Genomic DNA, 16,216 nt, shown 5'->3' with positions numbered 1-16,216 from the left:
GGAAGGGGCACGGGACCGGACGAGCGGGACGGAAGGGTGACATGGGGTCGGCGAGGCACACCGTCGCGGTGATCGGGGCGGGAAAGATCGGCGAGCTGGTGCTCTCCGGGTTGCTACGGTCCGGGTGGCCGGCGCAGCGCCTGCTGGCGACCGCCCGCCGACCCGTCCGGGCCGAGGAGTTGGCCACCCGGTACGGCGTACGGGTGGTCGACAACCTGACCGCCGTGACCGAGGCGGCGGTGCTGGCGATCGCCGTGAAACCCCAGGACGCGGGGGTCCTGCTGGACGAGATCGGCCCCAAGGTGCCGGCCGACAAGCTGGTCGTCTCGCTCTGCGCCGGGCTGCCCACCAGCTTCTTCAGCCGCCGGCTGCCCGAGGGCACCCCGGTGGTCCGGGTGATGACCAACACCCCGGCCCTGGTCGACCAGGCGATGAGCGCCATCTCGGCCGGCGCCCACGCCACCGGCGAACACCTGGCTCTGGCCGAGGAGATGTTCGCCCCGCTCGGGGCGACCCTGCGGGTGCCCGAGTCGCAGCAGGACGCGGTCACCGCCCTCTCCGGCTCCGGCCCGGCCTACTTCTACCTGCTGGTCGAAGCCATGATCGACGCCGGCATCCTGCTCGGCCTGCCCCGGCAGGTGGCGCACGAGCTGATCGTGCAGACCGCGATCGGTTCGGCCGTGATGCTGCGCGACTCCGGCGAACACCCGGTCAAGCTCCGCGAGGCCGTCACCTCGCCGGCCGGCACGACCATCTCCGCCATCCGCGAGTTGGAGAAACACGGGGTACGCGCGGCGCTGCTGGCGGCGCTGGAAGCCGCCCGCGACCGTGCCCGCGAGCTCGCCGCCCAGGCCGACTGACCCGGGCTCGCCGTGTCCGGGGCGGGGGCCGACGGCACCGCGGATCTCGGCCCGCCGCCCGAACGGGTACTGAAGCCGGCGGGCGGGTCGGTGCGGATCACCCGGGTGCCCCATACTGGCCCCGTGTTCACTCTCGCCCAGGCGCGGTACCTGGTCGCCACCCTGCATCCCCGCATCGACGAGCTGATCGGCATCCGGGCCGACCTGGCCGAGCTGCGGGCCGACCTGGCCGGCCCGGGGATGTCGGCGCTGGGCGGCCGGGCCGAGGTCAAGGCCCTGGAGGCCCGGCTGCACGGCGTGCTGGAGGACCTGAACTCGCACGACATCCAGGTCAAGGGGATCGCCCCGGTGCTGCTCGACTTCCCCGGCGAACACGAGGGCCGGGCGGTGCTCTGGTGCTGGCTGGAGGGTGACCCCGACGTCCGCTGGTACCACCGCGTCGAGTGCGGCTTCGCCGGCCGCCGCCCCATCCGCTAACCCCCCCACCCCCACCCCCACCCCCGCACCCCACCCCCCCACCCCCAACCCTCCGCGTCGATCATGGAGTTGTGGTGGGTTGCAAAAGGGGTGTATCACCGCGAAATCGGCACCAGAACTCCAAGATCGCGCGCGTCACCCGGGGCAGGCCAGCTCGGCGGGTGGCCGGGTGGGTCAGTCGGCGGCGGAGCGGGGGAGGGGGTCGGCCGGTGCGTCGGCGACGGCGAAGACCACCACGTTGTCCCGGTAGTGGCCGACCCGTCGGTCGAAGTCGCCGCCGCAGGTGATCAGGCGCAGCTCGGGGCCGGGCGTCGGGCCGTACACGGTGGCGGTGGGGAAGGCGTCCTTCGGGGTGCGCAGCGCGCCGGTGACCCGGAACGGCACCCGTCGTCCGCCCCGCCACACCTCGATCCGGTCGCCGGGGCGCAGTTCGCCGAGGCGGGCGAAGACGGCCGGGCCGCGCCGCGAGTCGAGGTGCCCGGCGATCACCGCCGGTCCCGGGTCGCCGGGCGCGGGGCCGCCGCCGTACCAGCCGGCCCGGGTGAAGTCCGCCGGGGGGACCAGGGTGCCGGCCCGGTCGAGGTCGAGGGCGGTGAGTGGGGAGTCGACGCCGATCCGCGCCACGCGTACCCGGGTGGGCGGCGTCGGGGTGGCGCGGGGGGTGCCGGCGCTGGTGGCGCAACCGGCCGCGCAGCCGGGCTGCCAGGTGCCGGCCGGGTCGGCCGGGCGGGCGGAGTCGCCGGTCAGGCGCGTGTCGGTGGCCAGGCCGACGCCGGTGCCGGCGGCCAGGCAGAGCACCGCCCCGGCCGCGACCAGGGCGGCGGCCGGCGTCCGGCGGGCGCGGTGCCGGCGGATCGCAAAGCCGGGCCTGGTCACCAGACCGGTCGCCGCCGTCGCCGCACCAGCACCGTCGCCCCCACCACCACGGCCCCCGCGAGCACCCCGCCGGCCACCATCGGGTACGCCCCGGGCCCGTCCCCGGCCAGCCCTCCCGCTCCCGCCGGCACGCCACCGGCCGGGGCGACCCCGCCGCCCCGGGCGTCCTCGCGCAGCTCGGTGGTGAGTCCGCCCCGTTTGCCGTCGAGCACCAGCAGCGAGTAGACCCGCCCGCCGGTGAGGGTCACCTCGGCGTCGGTGCTCGGGCCGCTGCCGCCGCCGAGGCGCAGCCGCCAACGACCCGGCTCGACCTGCCGGTAGTTGGTGGTGGTGGCGAACCGGACGGCGTCGGCGATGGTCGGCCCGTCGTCGGCCGTCACGTCGACCACCGGGGCGCGCACGGAGGCGTGGACGACCCGTACCTTCGCCTGGCCGGGGGCCGGGGCGGTGAGGTCGTCGGCGAGCACCCGCAGGCCCAGGTCGGCGTAACGGCCCACCCCGGCCACCGTGTACGCCTCGCCCGCGCCGAGGTCCACCTCGGTGGTGAGCACCGGGGGTTCGCTGGCCGGGGTGCCGGCCTGCCGCATCGCCACCGCGTAGCGGCCGACGGCCAGGGGCAGGTAGCGGGAGACGACGCCGTAGCCGACGGCGGGGAAGACCTGCGGTGCGGCGCTGCCGGGGGCGGAGAGGTAGACGTCCACGGCGGGGGTGTCGGGGGAGAGGTGGGCGAGCCGGACGTAGCCGACGTCGCCGGCCGCCGCCCCGGCCGGCGCGATGCCGACGGTGGCCAGCGCGGTGCCGAGCAGGAGCGTGCCGGCGGCGGCGAGCAGCCGACGCGGCACGGTGGGGAGCTGGGGCATCTCGCCTCCGAGGTGGTGTCGGTCCCGACCCCCAGCGTCCCGTGAGCGGGACCCGATGGCAAGTTGGCCGGACGTCGTGTTCCGGCACCTTCCGGTCGGCGCGGTTCCGGGCCGGCTCCGTCGTTTCCGGTCGGCGGTCCCGGGTCGGCGCGGTTCGGGTCGGCGGTCCGCCCGGGGCATCCGGTACCGTCCGTTCGTGATCAACGTTCGACGGGCCGTGGTCGCCGACGCTGGTGAGATCGTTCGCCTGCGTGGGGTGATGCTGGCCGACATCGACCAGTTGGACCCGGCACCGGGGCCCTGGCAGCAGGCGTCCCGGGAGGTGCTGCACCGGCGGCTGGCCGAGCCGGCCGACCTGATGGCGGTCTTCGTCGTCGACGACCCGGCCCGGCCCGGCGTCCTGGCGGCCTGCGCGACCGGGACCATCGAGCAGCGTCTCGGCGGCCCCGGCAACCCCGACGGCCTGACCGGGTACGTCTTCAACGTGGCCACCGAGCCGGTGCACCGTCGGCGCGGCTACGCCCGGGCCTGCCTGGAGGCGTTGCTGGACTGGTACCGGCAGCGCGGGGTCGGCAAGGTCGACCTGCGGGCCTCGACCGACGGCGAGCCGCTCTACCGGTCGCTGGGCTTCGTCCCCACTCCCGGGCCCACGCTGCGGCTGAGCCTGCCCGTCGCATACCGGAGGAACTGACGGATGTTCGCACTACCGCTGACCGGGGACGCCGAGCTGCGTCCGCTCGCACCGTGGCAGGCCGAGGAGTTCCTGGCCCACCTGGACCGGGCCCGGGCACACATCGCCCCGTGGGTGGGTGCGTCCTTCGTGGCCACCGACCTGGAGGCGGCCCGCCGGGTGCTGCGTCGGTCGGCCGACAAGTGGGCTGACGACGCCGGGGGCATCTGGGGGATCTGGCTCGACGGCGTCCTGGTCGGCGGGGTGCTGTTCGTGTCGTTCAGCACGGCGACGGGGGTGGCGGAGGCGGGCTGCTGGCTGGAGCCGGCCGCCGAGGGTCGGGGCCTGGTGACCCGGGCGGCGACCCGGATCGTGGACTGGGCGATCCGGGAACGCGGCATCCACCGGGTCGAGTGGCGGACCAGCGTCGGCAACGTCCGCAGCATCGCGGTGGCCCGGCGGCTCGGCATGCGGCACGAGGGCACCCTGCGTCAGGTCGCCCGGGGGCCGGCGGGCCGGGTGGACATGGAGGTGTGGGCGGTGCTGGCCGACGAGTGGCAGGCTCCTCGCTGACCACGGCGGGTCGCCCGCCGGCCGCACCGGCCGGGACGGGCCTCGCGGCTGCCGTCCCGGCCGGTGCGGTGGTGGTACCGGTCAGGCGTCGGCGTAGCGGCGGGCGGCGGCCAGGGCGTCGCGCAGCCGCTGCGCGTCGGTCGGCAGGCCCGGCTGTTCGTAGCCGGCCGCCGGGTCGGCGGTGTAGAAGACGCCGTACGCGGCGGTGTCCCGCTGGAACCGCCAGCCCTCGGCGAGCGGCCCCACGTCGACGGTGTCGTACCCGACGGAGTCGATGAACGCGGTGACCTCGGCCTTGGCCCCGGCGTCGTCCCCGGCTACCGGCAGCGAGGTGCGGTCGGCGGCCCCCGCCGGGCGGGCCAGCGCGAGCAGGTGCTTGAAGTAGATGTTGTTGAAGGCCTTGACCACCTGCGACTCCGGCAGGTGCCGCTGGAGCAGCTCGCTGGTGGTGGTCGACTCGTCGTCCAGCTCCGGGAAGCTGTCGTCGCGCTCCGGGTAGTAGTTGTTGGTGTCGATGACGGTCTTGCCGGCGAGCGGCGCGGCCGGCACGTCCCGGTAGGCGCGCAGCGGGATGGTGACCACCACCAGATCGCCCGCTGCCGCCGCCTCGGCCGGGGTGGCCGCCCGGGCCCGTATGCCCAACTCGTCGACCAGGTCCTTGAGCGTCTCCGGGCCGCGTGAGTTGCTGAGCACCACGTCGTGTCCGGCGGTGACCGCCAGCCGGGCCAGGGTGCTGCCGATGTTGCCGCTGCCGATGAGTCCCACAGTTGTCATGCCGGTGACCAACCGGCCGGTGTGGGTGCGTATTCCCGACCTGACCGGTGGGTTGTGCGCCCGATGTCGACCGTCCACGTCGGCCCGGCCGGGTCGTCTGTCCGACGGCGACGTCACGTGCGGATGAACCCCTAGTCACCCCTGTTACCCATCGACAACCTTCCCCAAACACGTGATTGAGTGATATCTATCTCCCACCACCACTTCCTAACCCCCAGGAGTGCGACGTGCGGAGATCCCGACTCGTGACCCTCGCCGTGAGTCTCGCGGCGTCCATCGGCGTGACCCTCGGCGCGGCGGTGCCCGTCCAGGCCGCCCCCACCGACCGGTACGTGGCCCTCGGCGACTCGTACGCCTCCGGTGTCGGCGCCGGCAGCTACACCTCCGAGAGCGGCTCCTGTCAGCGCAGCAGCAACGCGTATCCGGCGCTGTACAACACCAACATCAAGCCGGCCTCGTACAAGTCGGTGGCCTGCTCCGGCGCGACCACCACCGACGTGGTCAACAACCAGCTCTCCGCGCTGACCTCGACCACCACCCTGGTCAGCGTCACCATCGGTGGCAACGACGTCGGGTTCACCACGATCATGTCGACCTGCGTGCTCCAGGGGGAGACCCAGTGCGTCGCGGCCGTGCAGGCCGCCGAGAACAAGGCCCGCGCGGAACTGCCCGCCAAGCTCGCCACCGTCTACAACGGGATCAGGTCGCGTGCGCCGTCGGCCCGGGTGGTGGTCGTCGGCTACCCGGTCTTCTACCAGCTCGGCACGGTCTGCGTGGGGCTCAGCGCGAACTCCCGCGCGAAGATCAACGAAGGCATCAACCTGATCGACGACATCACCCGCACCGCCGCCACCTCGGCCGGCTTCACGTTCGCCGACGTACGGTCCATCTTCGTCGGTCACCAGCTGTGCAGCTACGGCGAGAAGTGGCTGCACGCGTTGAACTTCGCCAACCTCGGCGTCTCGTACCACCCGACGGCGGCCGGGCAGTCCGGCGGCTACTACCCGGTCTTCCGCTCCGCCGCCGGTTGACCTGAACCGCGTCCCGTTGGCTCCACCGTGACCGCGTCGCCCCGCCAGGGTCGGCGCGGTCACGGCCGTCGGGGGGTCTGCGGCATCCTGTCCGGCGGGGTCGGGTCCACGGGTGTCCCTGTTCCGGTCTGCTCCCCGGGCGCAGGTGCGCCGGCTTCCGAGCGTGGGTGGGCCGTCCGGTCGAGTGCCGGACGCCGGCCCACCTACCGATGTCGTTGCGGGTGCTTTCGAGCTGATGACGTTGACGACTCGCTGCTCGGTCCCGGATCCCTGATTGCCTGATGACGTTGCCGGCTCGCTGCTCGGTCCCGGGTCCCTGGCTGCCATCCGGGCCGGGTGGGGTGTCGTGCCCGGTAGGGGATCACGTGGCGTGTCGTCACCGGGGCCGGGGCGGACGGCGCTGCCGGGCGGGGGTGGGTTTCGCCGTCGGTCCGGCACACCTTCCTCGGCCAGCGGCACCCCTTGACCACCCCGGGTGCCCGGGCGAGGGAAGGACGTGACTCGCCGTGTCCGCAGGGGAGCGACCCGGCCCTGTTCGAGGGGTGACTCGTTGGTGTCGTCAGCTCGAAAGGGCGGGAAGGGGTCTTCGTGGCCGGCGCGGCCGGTCCGCGTCGTGGGCGGGGCTCGGTGGGCGGGGCTCGGTAGCTGGGGGTGCGCCGGCCGAGGGTGGCTCAGCCGGCCACCGTCGCGACCATTGCGTGTGGTCGGGACGGTGGCCGGCTCCGGAGGGGCAGGGACGCGCTGTCAGGCGGGGAGAACCTTCTCGACGGCGGCGCGTAGCTCGGCCGAGTCCGGCGTGACGGTCGGCGCGAACCGGGCGGCGACCGTGCCGTCCGGGGCGACCAGGAACTTCTCGAAGTTCCACCGGACGTCGCCGGTGTGCCCCTCGGCGTCGGGAGTGTCGACCAGCGCCGCGTAGAGGGGGTGCCGGGCCGGGCCGTTGACGTCGACCTTCTCGGTCAGCGGGAAGGTGACGCGATAGTTGACCTGGCAGAATTCGCCGATCTCGGCGGCCGTGCCCGGTTCCTGCCCGGCGAACTGGTTGCACGGTACGCCGAGCACCACCAGGCCCCGGTCGGCGTACTCGGTGGCCAGCGCCTGGAGGGCGGTGTACTGCGGGGTGAGGCCGCAGCGGGAGGCCACGTTCACCACCAGCAGTGCCCGGCCCCGGTAGCCGGCCAGGTCGGCCGGCCCGCCGGCCAGGGCGTCGATCTCGATGTCGAAGACGGTCATGTGGCGAGGTTAGCGCCCGGGCCGCCGCCCGCTTCGCTGCTCGTCCCGCCGGCGGGTCCGCTGCTCGTTCCGTCGCCCCGGGCCGGTGATGAATCGACGGATGCGCATCTTGACGAAGTGATGACGGTGTGAGTAGCGTCTCCCCATCGATTTGGAAAGTTTCCTAACTGTTTGAGGAGGCGCCCCATGAAGAGATCGCTCCGCCGCGCCCTCTGGGCCGGCGCGGTCGTCGCGCTGACCGTGGCGGCGGTACCGGTGACCTCGGCGTTCGGCGCCGGAAGCGTCACCGCGACATTCGCCTCGGCCCAGGACTGGGGGACCGGCCACGAAGGGCGGGTCACCGTGGCCAACGGCTCCAGCGCCAGCGTCAGCACCTGGCGTATCGAGTTCGACCTGCCGTCCGGCACCACCATCAGCAGCTTCTGGGACGCCGACGTCACCAACAGCGGCAACCACTACGTGGCGGTGAAGAAGAGCTGGGCCGGGCCGCTCGCCCCGGGGGCCAGCTTCAGCTGGGGCTACAACGGCACCGGGCCGTACAAGGCGCCGCTGAACTGCACGATCAACGGCGCGTCGTGCGGCGGCGGCACCCCGCCCACCACGAAGCCGCCGACGACCCCGCCGCCCACCACGGCCCCGCCCACCACCGCCCCGCCGACGACCCCGCCCCCGACGACCCCGCCACCCACGACCACCCCGCCCAGCGGGGACAAGAAGGTCGTCGGCTACTTCGCCGAGTGGGGCGTCTACGGCCGCAACTACCACGTCAAGAACATCGCCACCAGCGGCTCCGCCGCCAAGCTCACCCACATCCTGTACGCCTTCGGTAACACCACCGGCGGTCGGTGCACGATCGGGGACAGCTACGCCGACTACGACAAGGCGTACACGGCGGCGGACAGCGTCGACGGCGTCGCCGACACCTGGGACCAGCCGCTGCGCGGCAGCTTCAACCAGCTGCGCAAGCTCAAGAAGATGTACCCGCACCTGAAGGTGATCTGGTCCTTCGGCGGCTGGACCTGGTCGGGTGGCTTCACCCAGGCCGCGCAGAACCCGGCCGCGTTCGCCGACAGCTGCTACAGCCTGGTCGAGGACCCGCGCTGGGCGGACGTCTTCGACGGCATCGACGTCGACTGGGAGTACCCCAACGCCTGCGGTCTGAGCTGCGACAGCAGCGGCCCGAACGCGTTCAAGAACGTGATCTCCGCGCTGCGGGCCAAGTTCGGCTCGTCGGCCCTGGTCACGGCCGCGATCACCGCCGACGGCAGCAACGGCGGCAAGATCGACGCCACCGACTACGCCGGTGCGGTGGGCAACCTCAACTGGCTGATGCCGATGACGTACGACTACTTCGGCGCGTTCAACGCCCAGGGCCCCACCGCCCCGCACTCGCCGCTCACCTCGTACACCGGGATCCCGCAGCAGGGCTTCAACTCCGACGCGGCGATCCAGAAGCTCAAGTCCAAGGGCGTACCGGCCAACAAGCTGCTGCTCGGCGTCGGCTTCTACGGTCGGGGCTGGACCGGGGTGACCCAGGCCGCCCCGGGCGGCACCGCCACCGGCGCGGCCCCCGGCACCTACGAGGCGGGCATCGAGGACTACAAGGTGCTGAAGAACACCTGCCCGGCCACCGGCACCATCGCCGGCACCGCGTACGCCAAGTGCGGCAGCAACTGGTGGAGCTACGACACCCCGGCCACCATCGGCGGCAAGATGACCTACGCGAAGAACCAGGGCCTCGGCGGCGCGTTCTTCTGGGAACTCTCCGGCGACACGAGCAACGGTGAGCTGATCGGCGCCATCAAGGGCGGCCTCGGCTGAGCCGAGCGCCCGACGTACCACCCGCGCGGGGAGGGACCGGCCACCGGTCCCTCCCCGCCCGGCTGCGGCCAGGGCCTGTCCGACGCCCGCCCGGGTCGGCCCGTGCCGGGTAGGGTGGTCAGCTTCCGGCGTCGGGCGGTCCCGTCGGACGAAACGCCGGCCGGCTCGGGCGGCGCGGCCGTGACGGGTTGCCACCGCACGGGTGCGGTGTGGCAGACTCGCCGCTCGGCATCCGGTCGACAGCCGCCCCAGGGGCCGGTCGACATCCGCACCCGGGGAGGACGTATGGGCCGCAGGTTCCGCACCGCCGGCGTCGTACCGCTGGCCCTGCTGCCGTTCGCCCTGCTCGGCTGCGGTCTCGGCGGGGACGACGAGGCCGACGGCGGACCCACCCGGGTCCCCGCCCAGGAAGCGGCCACCAAGGCCCGCGAGCGGGTCCAGGCGTACCTCGACGCGATGGCGGCCAAGGATCCCGCCGCCGGCCGCAACCAGCTCTGCGCGACGATGCAGGCGGGCTTCGACGCCGCCGCGACCGGGCCGAACGGTGACTTCGCCGACCACTTCACGGTGCCCACCACGACGATCACCGACATCCGGACCGGCGCCAAGGGCCAGGAGGTCAGCACCACCGTGACCGTGTCGGTGGGGTCGAAGAAGACCACCCGGCCGCTGCTGTTCACCGTCACCCGCGACGGCGCGGACTGGTGCATCGCGGGCGAGGAGCCCGGCGGGCACACCCCGGCACCGTCGGTCACCCCCTGACTCCCACCTTCCGGAACCCCGCCCCTCGGGGGCGCAGCGTCCGGACCGTCGCCGTACGCTTTCTCCCATGCGCCATGAGTGGCATCAGCTGAGCTACCCCGCCGTGAGCAGCCCCGGGCTGCAGACCAGCCGTCCCACCGTCGACTCGGCCGAGGACGCCGCGCTCGGCCTCGACCGGTGGCGCGAACTGCCCCGTCAGCAGACCCCGCCGTGGTCCGACCCGGCCCAGGTCGCCGAGGTGTGCAAGGTGCTCGACACCGTGCCGTCGGTGGTCGCCCCCTACGAGGTCGACCAGCTGCGGCGCAAGCTCGCCCTGGTCTGCGAGGGCAAGGCGTTCCTGCTCCAGGGTGGTGACTGCGCCGAGACCTTCGCCGACAACACCGAGAGCCACCTGCTGGCCAACGCCCGCACCCTGCTCCAGATGGCGATCGTGCTCACCTACGGCGCGTCCCTGCCGGTGGTGAAGGTGGCCCGGGTCGCCGGCCAGTACACCAAGCCCCGGTCGCTGCCGACCGACGCCCGGGGCCTGCCCGCCTACCGCGGCGACATGATCAACGCGCTGGAGGCCGACCCGGCCGCCCGGGTCGCCGACCCGCAGCGCATGATCCGGGCGTACGCGAACTCGGCCGCCGCGATGAACATGCTGCGCGCCTACCTGGCCGGCGGACTGGCCGACCTGCACGCGGTGCACGACTGGAACAAGGGCTTCGTGAAGAACTCCCCGGCGGGGGAGCGCTACGAGGCGATCGCCCGGGAGATCGACCGGGCCATCGCGTTCATCCGGGCCTGCGGGATGACCGAGGACGACGCGCTGCGTACCGTCACCCTCTACTGCTCCCACGAGGCGCTGGCCCTGGAGTACGACCGGGCGCTCACCCGGGTCTCCGACCGCCGGGCGTACGGGCTGTCCGGGCACTTCCTGTGGGTCGGCGAGCGGACCCGGCAGCTCGACGGCGCGCACATCGACTACATCTCCCGCATCGCCAACCCGATCGGGGTGAAGCTCGGCCCGACCACCACCCCGGACGAGGCGATCGAGCTGTGCGAGAAGCTCAACCCGGAGAACATCCCGGGCCGGCTCACCCTGATCAGCCGGATGGGCAACCACAAGGTCCGCGACGCGCTGCCGCCGATCGTCGCCAAGGTCACCGCCGCCGGGGCGAAGGTGGTGTGGCAGTGCGACCCGATGCACGGCAACACCCACGAGTCGTCGAACGGCTACAAGACCCGGCACTTCGACCGGATCGTCGACGAGGTGCTCGGCTACTTCGAGGTGCACCGGGGGCTGGACACCCACCCCGGCGGCATCCACGTCGAGCTGACCGGTGAGGACGTCACCGAGTGCCTCGGCGGCGCCCAGGGCATCGAGGACCTCGACCTGCCCGGCCGGTACGAGACCGCCTGCGACCCCCGGCTGAACACCCAGCAGTCGCTGGAGCTGGCCTTCCTGGTCGCGGAGATGCTCCGTGGCTGACCATCCGGCCGACCTCGCCGGTGCCCCGACGGGCGGGCCGGGCCCGGCGCGTTCCGGCCGCCCCGGCGACCCGGGCCCGGTGGTGGACCTGCGCTCCGACACGGTGACCCGGCCCACCGCCGGAATGCGCGAGGCGATGGCCGCCGCCGAGGTCGGCGACGACGTCTACGCCGAGGACCCGACGGTCAACGCGTTGGAGGCCGAGGTCGCCGCGCTCTTCGGGCACGAGGCGGCGCTCTTCGCCCCGACCGGCTCGATGGCCAACCAGATCGCCCTGCAACTGGTCGTCGCACCGGGTGACGAATTGCTCTGCGACGCCGACGCGCACGTGGTCACGTACGAGGTCGGCGCGGCGGCGGCGTACGGTGCGATCTCCACCCGGACCTGGCCGGCCGTCGGCGCGGACCTCGACCCGGGCGTGGTGGCGGCGATGATCCGGCCGGACGGCTACTTCGCGGTGCCGACCCGGGCCATCGCCGTGGAGCAGACCCACAACCGGGGTGGTGGTGGGGTGATCCCGCTGGCGACCCTGCGGGAGCTGCGCCGGGTCGCCGACACCGCCGGCCTCGCCCTGCACTGCGACGGCGCCCGGATCTGGCACGCGCACGTCGCCGACGGGGTGCCGCTGCACGAGTACGGCGCACTCTTCGACACCCTGTCGGTCTGCCTGTCCAAGGGCCTCGGCGCACCGGTCGGCTCGCTGGTCGTGGGCAGCGCCGAGCGGATCGACCGGGCCCGGTTCCTGCGCAAGCGGATGGGGGGCGGGATGCGGCAGGTCGGGGTGCTCGCCGCCGCCGGCCGGTACGCCCTGACCCACCATCTCGACCGGCTCGCCGACGACCACGCCCGCGCCGCCCGGCTCGCCGAGGCGCTCGCCCCGTGCGGGGTGCTCGCCGGTCCGGTACGCACCAACATCGTCCCGTTGGACCTGACCGGGCACCGGCTCGACGCGCGGGCCCTGGCCGCCGCCGCCCGCGCCGAGGGGGTGCTGCTGTCTGTGCTCGGCCCCCGTACCGCCCGCCTGGTCACCCACCTCGACCTCGACGACGCCGCCATCGACCACGCCACCAAGATCCTCCCCCACCTCCTAACCCCCTAACCTCCATCCGCCCCCTCCGCACCCTCCGCGCCTCCGGGCGTTGATCAAGAGGTTTACGTCAGCCTGGAGATCAAACCTGACGCGAACCTCTTGATCACCGGGGGCGGCGAGCCGGGGACGCCGAGTCGGGGGCGGCGAGCCCGGGACGCTGAGCGGGGCGACGGCGAGTCGGGGCGGCGGGTGGGAGGGTGTGCGGGGGAGGGGTCAGGGGGTTTGGAGGCGGGTGAGGGTGGCTATGTCGGTGGCGTGGCCTTCGTGCTTGTCCGAGGGGGTTTCCACGACGACGGGGATGCCGGCGGTCGCCGGGTGGGTCATCAGCTCGGCGAAGGCGGGCTCGCCGATGTTGCCCTTGCCGATGTTCTCGTGCCGGTCCCGGGTGGAGCCGCACAGGTCCTTGGAGTCGTTGGCGTGGATCAGCTTCAGCCGGTCCGCCCCCACGGTGGCGACCAGGGTGTCCAGGGTCGCCGTCATGCCGCCGGGCACGGCCAGGTCGTGCCCGGCCGCCCAGGCGTGGCAGGTGTCGAAGCAGACGCCCAGCCCCGGATGCCGGTCGACCGCGTCCAGATACGGGCCGAGGTGCTCCACCCGGGAGGCCAGTGACCGGCCGCCACCGGCGCTCGGCTCCACCAGCAGCAGCGGACCGCCGCCGGCCGTGATCTCGTCGAGCAGCGGCAGCAGCGACTCGCGTACCTGCCGCAGGGCGGTCTCGGCGTAACCGGCGTCGACCGCGCTACCGGCGTGGAACACCACGCCCCGGGCACCGATCGCCCGCCCCCGGCGCAACGCGTGCGCCAGCGTCTGCGTCGACTTCTCCACCGTCGCCGGGGTGGGCGAGCCGAGGTTCACCAGCAGCGACGCGTGGATGTAGACGGGCACGCCCCGGGCGGCGCAACCCTCGGCGAACAGTGCGTCCTGAGCCGGGTCGCCCGGCGGCAACGCCCAGCCCCGCGAGTTGGCGACGTAGACCTGCACCACCTGGGAGCCGGCCGCGTCCACGTACGGCAGGGCGGCCCTGGCCAGCCCACCAGAGGTGGGGGTGTGCGAGCCGACCGGCCGGTGGGTGCTCACAGGCAGCCCAGGGTGACCGGGGTGCCCGGCGGCACCTGCGAGTTTTCGCCCGGGTTCTGGAACCGGACGGTGCCGTTGGGGTTGAACTGGACGTTCACCGTGAACCCGGCCCCCTCCAGCTGCTGCTTGGCCTGCTGGCAGGGCAGGTCGACGACCCGTGGGACGGTCACCTGCGGCGGGCCCTTGCTGACCTCCAGCTTGACCTTGGTGCCCTTCTCCACGCCCGCGCCGTCGGCCGGGCTCTGCCCGAGGACCTCGTCGCGGGGCTTGTCGGACTCCTTGTAGGTCGTCTCGGCCACCACCAGCCCGAGCTGGGACAACGCGGACCGGGCGTCGTTGAGGCTCTTGCCGACCAGGTCGGGCACGGTGATCGGGGCGCGGCCCCGGCTGAGGATGACGGTCACCTTCGTGCCCGGCTTGACCTCGGTGCCCACCTTCGGGTTGGTGTCCACCACCACCCCGGCCGGCAGGTTGTCGTCATAGCGGGGGCTGCCCTTGGCGACCACCAGCTTCGCGCCGGTCAGGTCGGCCTCGGCCAGGCCGAACTCCTTGCCGACGACGTCCGGCAGCGGGAACCGCTCCGGGCCGAGGGAGAGGGTCACCGTGATGGTGCCACCCTTGAGGATCTTGGCGGCCGAACCCGGGTCCTGGGCGACCACCCCGTCGCGGGGGATCTTCTCGTCGTAGCGCGGCGCGGCGAAGTCGAGCTGGAAACCCGCCCGGTCCGCCTGCGCCTGCGCATCGGCCCGGCTGAGGTTCACCAGCTGCGGCGCGACCGTGTAGCGGCCCACCCCCACCCACCAGCCGCCCATCGCGGCGAGCAGGCCGACCACCACCACGGCCGCCGCCACCGACAGCCGGCCGCGCGGGGTGCCCATCACCCGGGTACGCAGCTCCGCCAGGCGGGACCCCAGGCCGGCGCTCTCGGTGGCCCGGCGTCGGTGCGGGCGCTGCGGGGCGGCCGGCTCGGGCAGCCGCGCCCAGGTCGGCCGGGTGACCGGGGTGACCGCCGCGACCACCATCGTCGGCTGGGCCACCGCCGGCAACTCCTCGGCCACCCGACCCAGCACGGCGGTGTGCGCGTTCGGGTTGCCCAGGTCGTCCCGGGCCACCTGCACCTCGGCCAGCAGGGCACCCGCGTCGGCCGGACGCGCGCCCGGGTCCCGTCGGGTCGCCCGGGCGACCAGCTCGTCGAGCACCCGGGGCAGGCCCGGCACCAGGACCGACGGGGCCGGGACGTCCCGGTCGACGTGCTGCCAGGCCACGTCGACCGGGCGGTCCCCGTCGTACGGCACCCGGCCGGTGAGCATCTCGAACAGCACGATGCCGGCCGAGTAGACGTCGGTACGGGGATCGGCGCGTCCGTCGGTGACCAGCTCCGGTGCCACGTACGCGACGGTCGCCATCAGTTGGTTGCCGTCGCCCTCCTCGGCGCTGGCCTCCACCGCGCGGGCCAGGCCGAAGTCGGCGACCTTGACCACGCTGTCGACCAGATTGGCGACCCCGCCGGTGGGCGCCTCGGCCACCAGCACGTTCTCCGGCTTGACATCACGATGGACCAGTCCGGCCCGGTGCGCGGCGGCGATCGCGGCGAGCATCTGCTCCATGATCGCAAGCGCCTCGTCGGGGTTCAGCCGGCGGCGTTCGGCGAGCACCTCACGCAGGGTGCGACCCCGGACGTACTCCATCACCAGGTAGGGCAGCCCCTGGTGGGTGCCCTGGTCGTAGACGGCGACCACGTTGGGGTGGGTCAGCCGGGCGATGGCCTTGGCCTCGTCGGTGAACCGGTCCGGAAAGCCCGCCAGCCGCGACCGCGCCTCGGCGGCCTGGGACGGGTGGATGATCTTCACCGCGACGGTACGCTCCAGGCGCTCGTCGGTGGCGGTGTACACGGTCGCCATGCCGCCACGGGCCACGCGGCCGCGAATGCGGTAGCGCCCGTCGAGCAGCGAGCCCAGCAACGTGTCGGCGACCTGTATGTCCATCGGCAGGGAGTCTATGTGTCCTGAGGGTGAAGGTTGAACAGGATGCTACAGCCGGGCTCCCCGCCGGTCCGTCCCGGCGCGCTCACCCAGGCCCGACGGGGTGCCGCTGCACGGGTGGCCGGGTGACGTGGCAGGGTGGTCCGGTGACCGATTCCGTACCCGCCGACCAGCCTGCCGACAGCGACCTCGGCGGCCCCCGCGACCCGGCCGAGTGGCTCACCCTCCCCGACGTCGCCGAGCGGCTCGACCTGTCGATCAGCAAGGTCCACCAGATGATCCGGGACCGCGAGTTGATCGCCGTCCGTCGCGACGGCGTCCGCCGGATCCCCGCCGATCTGGTGGCCAACAAGACGGTGCTCAAGCACCTGCCCGGCGTGCTCAACCTGCTCGCCGACGCCGGCTATGACGACGAGGCCGCCCTGCGCTGGCTCTACGAGCCCGACGACACCCTCTCCGGCGGCACGGGCGCGGTCACCCTCGGCGGCGACCACGCCCGCGAGGTGAAACGCCGCGCCCAGGCCCTCGGCTTCTAGCCCGATCCCCGCCCCACCCTTCCCCCCGGCCTTTCCACCCCCAACCCCCAACCCCCTGCCCCGCCCGCGTTGATCAAGAGGTTTGGGTCAGTTGATCAAGAGGTTTGGGTCATCTGAGGG

At 73.4% G+C, this 16,216-nt stretch carries 16 protein-coding genes; 10 read left to right on the top strand and 6 right to left on the bottom strand.

Translation table 11 applies throughout. The features are described 5' to 3' along the window. Nucleotides 1–41 precede the first annotated feature (41 nt). Both proC and JQN83_RS20100 read left to right on the top strand, forming a co-directional pair. The gene (gene proC / locus JQN83_RS20105) at nucleotides 42–860 is read left to right on the top strand and encodes a pyrroline-5-carboxylate reductase (RefSeq protein WP_208568687.1); all 819 of its coding nucleotides are present in this window, start codon (nucleotides 42–44) and stop codon (nucleotides 858–860) included. 123 nt (nucleotides 861–983) lie between these two features. Beyond that, complete coding sequence (locus JQN83_RS20100) at nucleotides 984–1,337, top strand: DUF2203 domain-containing protein (RefSeq protein ID WP_208568686.1); 354 nt, start codon at nucleotides 984–986, stop codon at nucleotides 1,335–1,337. Between the two features lie 174 nt (nucleotides 1,338–1,511). Here the strand turns inward: JQN83_RS20100 and JQN83_RS20095 are convergent, their stop codons facing one another. Next, nucleotides 1,512–2,213: a class F sortase gene (locus JQN83_RS20095; RefSeq protein WP_307799463.1), complete on the bottom strand. Its 702-nt coding sequence runs from the start codon at nucleotides 2,211–2,213 to the stop codon at nucleotides 1,512–1,514. Continuing rightward, complete coding sequence (locus tag JQN83_RS20090; RefSeq protein ID WP_208568685.1) at nucleotides 2,210–3,073, bottom strand: DUF4397 domain-containing protein; 864 nt, start codon at nucleotides 3,071–3,073, stop codon at nucleotides 2,210–2,212. Before JQN83_RS20090 ends, JQN83_RS20095 begins: the two co-directional genes overlap by 4 nt. Before the next feature lie 196 nt (nucleotides 3,074–3,269). On the opposite strand from JQN83_RS20090, the gene JQN83_RS20085 reads away from it, so the two are divergent. Then, nucleotides 3,270–3,764: a GNAT family N-acetyltransferase gene (locus tag JQN83_RS20085; RefSeq protein WP_307799461.1), complete on the top strand. Its 495-nt coding sequence runs from the start codon at nucleotides 3,270–3,272 to the stop codon at nucleotides 3,762–3,764. 3 nt (nucleotides 3,765–3,767) lie between these two features. Beyond that, the gene (locus tag JQN83_RS20080; RefSeq protein WP_208568684.1) at nucleotides 3,768–4,316 is read left to right on the top strand and encodes a GNAT family N-acetyltransferase; all 549 of its coding nucleotides are present in this window, start codon (nucleotides 3,768–3,770) and stop codon (nucleotides 4,314–4,316) included. 81 nt (nucleotides 4,317–4,397) lie between these two features. Here the strand turns inward: JQN83_RS20080 and JQN83_RS20075 are convergent, their stop codons facing one another. Beyond that, nucleotides 4,398–5,090: an NADPH-dependent F420 reductase gene (locus JQN83_RS20075; protein ID WP_208568683.1), complete on the bottom strand. Its 693-nt coding sequence runs from the start codon at nucleotides 5,088–5,090 to the stop codon at nucleotides 4,398–4,400. Between the two features lie 227 nt (nucleotides 5,091–5,317). Here JQN83_RS20075 and JQN83_RS20070 point away from each other — a divergent pair, with 227 nt between their 5' ends. Continuing rightward, a complete protein-coding gene (locus JQN83_RS20070; RefSeq protein ID WP_208568682.1) occupies nucleotides 5,318–6,121 on the top strand; it encodes an SGNH/GDSL hydrolase family protein in 804 nt (267 codons plus the stop codon). A gap of 744 nt (nucleotides 6,122–6,865) precedes the next feature. Here the strand turns inward: JQN83_RS20070 and JQN83_RS20065 are convergent. Further along, nucleotides 6,866–7,354, bottom strand: a complete 489-nt coding sequence (locus JQN83_RS20065; RefSeq protein ID WP_208568681.1) for a glutathione peroxidase — start codon at nucleotides 7,352–7,354, stop codon at nucleotides 6,866–6,868. A 186-nt stretch (nucleotides 7,355–7,540) separates the two neighbouring features. On the opposite strand from JQN83_RS20065, the gene JQN83_RS20060 reads away from it, so the two are divergent. From JQN83_RS20060 to JQN83_RS20045, 4 genes are all read left to right on the top strand, one after another. After that, nucleotides 7,541–9,175 (top strand): glycosyl hydrolase family 18 protein, encoded by a 1,635-nt coding sequence (locus JQN83_RS20060; RefSeq protein ID WP_208568680.1) that lies wholly within the window; start codon nucleotides 7,541–7,543, stop codon nucleotides 9,173–9,175. 285 nt (nucleotides 9,176–9,460) lie between these two features. Continuing rightward, on the top strand, nucleotides 9,461–9,937 hold the full coding sequence (locus JQN83_RS20055; protein WP_208568679.1) for a hypothetical protein: 477 nt from the start codon (nucleotides 9,461–9,463) through the stop codon (nucleotides 9,935–9,937). Between the two features lie 67 nt (nucleotides 9,938–10,004). Continuing rightward, entirely contained in the window at nucleotides 10,005–11,411 is a 1,407-nt protein-coding gene (locus tag JQN83_RS20050) for a class II 3-deoxy-7-phosphoheptulonate synthase (RefSeq protein WP_208568678.1), read from the top strand. A 79-nt stretch (nucleotides 11,412–11,490) separates the two neighbouring features. After that, nucleotides 11,491–12,510 carry a threonine aldolase family protein gene (locus tag JQN83_RS20045; protein ID WP_208568806.1) on the top strand — a complete coding sequence of 340 codons (1,020 nt, stop codon included), beginning with the start codon at nucleotides 11,491–11,493 and terminating at the stop codon, nucleotides 12,508–12,510. A gap of 204 nt (nucleotides 12,511–12,714) precedes the next feature. On the opposite strand, the gene JQN83_RS20040 is transcribed toward JQN83_RS20045, so the two are convergent. Together JQN83_RS20040 and pknB are read right to left on the bottom strand one after the other, a co-directional pair. Beyond that, complete coding sequence (locus tag JQN83_RS20040) at nucleotides 12,715–13,578, bottom strand: deoxyribonuclease IV (protein WP_208568677.1); 864 nt, start codon at nucleotides 13,576–13,578, stop codon at nucleotides 12,715–12,717. Further along, nucleotides 13,575–15,563, bottom strand: coding sequence for a Stk1 family PASTA domain-containing Ser/Thr kinase (gene pknB / locus JQN83_RS20035; RefSeq protein WP_208568676.1), 1,989 nt, complete (start codon nucleotides 15,561–15,563; stop codon nucleotides 13,575–13,577). The genes JQN83_RS20040 and pknB overlap by 4 nt, the downstream gene beginning before the upstream one ends. A 143-nt stretch (nucleotides 15,564–15,706) precedes the next feature. Here pknB and JQN83_RS20030 point away from each other — a divergent pair, with 143 nt between their 5' ends. Further along, a complete protein-coding gene (locus tag JQN83_RS20030; RefSeq protein WP_208568675.1) occupies nucleotides 15,707–16,096 on the top strand; it encodes an Rv2175c family DNA-binding protein in 390 nt (129 codons plus the stop codon). Nucleotides 16,097–16,216: the final 120 nt, after the last annotated feature.

Origin of the sequence: Micromonospora antibiotica, from assembly GCF_017599305.1 — a bacterium.
Lineage (GTDB): Bacteria > Actinomycetota > Actinomycetes > Mycobacteriales > Micromonosporaceae > Micromonospora > Micromonospora antibiotica.
The sequence above is the reverse complement of the archived record's forward strand: the minus strand, read 5'-3'. Positions and strand labels throughout refer to the sequence as shown.

Coding starts and splice junctions, on each gene's coding strand:
- JQN83_RS20080 (WP_208568684.1), top strand. CDS start 3,768: ATGTTCGCACTACCGCTGACCGGGGACGCCGAGCTGCGTCCGCTCGCA.
- JQN83_RS20050 (WP_208568678.1), top strand. CDS start 10,005: ATGCGCCATGAGTGGCATCAGCTGAGCTACCCCGCCGTGAGCAGCCCC.
- pknB (WP_208568676.1), bottom strand. CDS start 15,563: ATGGACATACAGGTCGCCGACACGTTGCTGGGCTCGCTGCTCGACGGG.
- JQN83_RS20075 (WP_208568683.1), bottom strand. CDS start 5,090: ATGACAACTGTGGGACTCATCGGCAGCGGCAACATCGGCAGCACCCTG.
- proC (WP_208568687.1), top strand. CDS start 42: ATGGGGTCGGCGAGGCACACCGTCGCGGTGATCGGGGCGGGAAAGATC.
- JQN83_RS20065 (WP_208568681.1), bottom strand. CDS start 7,354: ATGACCGTCTTCGACATCGAGATCGACGCCCTGGCCGGCGGGCCGGCC.
- JQN83_RS20055 (WP_208568679.1), top strand. CDS start 9,461: ATGGGCCGCAGGTTCCGCACCGCCGGCGTCGTACCGCTGGCCCTGCTG.
- JQN83_RS20090 (WP_208568685.1), bottom strand. CDS start 3,073: ATGCCCCAGCTCCCCACCGTGCCGCGTCGGCTGCTCGCCGCCGCCGGC.
- JQN83_RS20060 (WP_208568680.1), top strand. CDS start 7,541: ATGAAGAGATCGCTCCGCCGCGCCCTCTGGGCCGGCGCGGTCGTCGCG.